1 protein-coding gene and 1 pseudogene are annotated in these 1275 nt (G+C 48.3%); both read left to right on the top strand.

Features of this window, described 5'->3' with window-relative positions; genetic code table 11:
• Positions 1-253, top strand: a pseudogene (locus QCH34_RS12915) (GHMP kinase); the annotation flags it as partial.
• A gap of 485 nt (positions 254-738) precedes the next feature.
• Positions 739-1275 (top strand): universal stress protein (locus QCH34_RS12920; protein ID WP_300334730.1); only part of this gene is annotated, 537 nt, incomplete at its 3' end.

The raw sequence follows: 1275 nt of genomic DNA on the forward strand, positions 1-1275 counted from the left end.
GTGGGAGATCGAGTTCCGGGGCTCAAAAAGAGCTGAGATTGAACACCACAGCTTCGCCCTCTACGAGTACATGAGCCGCCTCCGCGAAGCCGGGCTTGAGTTTGTCGCAATGAGCTCTGTCGGCCCCGCCGTTGCGATCATAACCGACAGGACTGAAGTGGAGATGCAGGCGATTGTCAGGAAGATCGGCCTTGAGATCGCAGTAACAACCGGGATCGACAACGAGGGTGTGAAGGTCTTCCCCCCGGCATAAGGGGGGGATCCGGATCTCTTTTTACCCTTTCGTCAGATCGGGAAGAACCAATCTAAGGATCTCTGCTGAGGATCATTACACATTTTTTTAGTTAGATTGTCATACGAGGATTGGAATGGGATATACTCATTTAGAAAAGGTAATCCTGAGTGAAATAAGAGACTTGCCTCCTCATTATCAGAGGATACTCCTGGATATCATCCGACTTATGAAGACGGGTTGCACATCGATCAAAAGAAAACATGATATTCTTGAATTGAAGGGTTGCGGAAAAGAGCTCTGGAAACAAACCGATGCCCAGAAATACATATGCCGTTTACGGAATGAGTGGGATTGAATCTGCTCACGATGTAGAATGAAGAGTACCACGTAAATCTACCCAATACCGATTCACATCATCCAATACACAACCCCCCTCTCCACACAACCAGATCCCCCCACCTTATATCCTCAGCCTCCCATCTTTTTCATCTGGTAGATGAAGCATGAGGATACTCATACCAACTGACTTTTCAGAGTATGCAGATGCAGCTCTTGGAATGGCTTCTGAGATCCCGGATGTCACAGAGGCGGTTCTTCTCCATGTGACTGAAGGGAGAGCGAACGGGAAGGTTAAAGAGAAGCTGGAGAGGGATCAGCTGCTCCTCTCATCCCATGGCATGAATGCCCGTATCAGGATAGTTGAGCAGATCAAAGAACCAATAGAAGCAACGATCAGATCTGTTGCCGAAGAGGATCGGGTCGATTGCATCATCGTCGGTGCACGGGGCAGGGGGAAAGTCGGAAAATTCCTCCTGGGATCAGTATCAGACAACCTACTCCTCAATGTGAGCCGGGATCTCCTGATCATGCAGTATCCCCGTTATGTTAAAAACAGCCAACATCCGGAAATTTTTGATAATCTCCTCATTCCAATTGAGCTCTCCAGCATATCATATGAGATCCTGGCGTTTGTGAAGAGCCTGAATATCAAAGGCCAGATCACGCTCCTTCATGTGACCGATTCCACCGATCATGCTGCT

The organism is Methanocalculus sp., assembly GCF_029762515.1.
Classification (GTDB): Archaea; Halobacteriota; Methanomicrobia; order Methanomicrobiales; family Methanocorpusculaceae; genus Methanocalculus.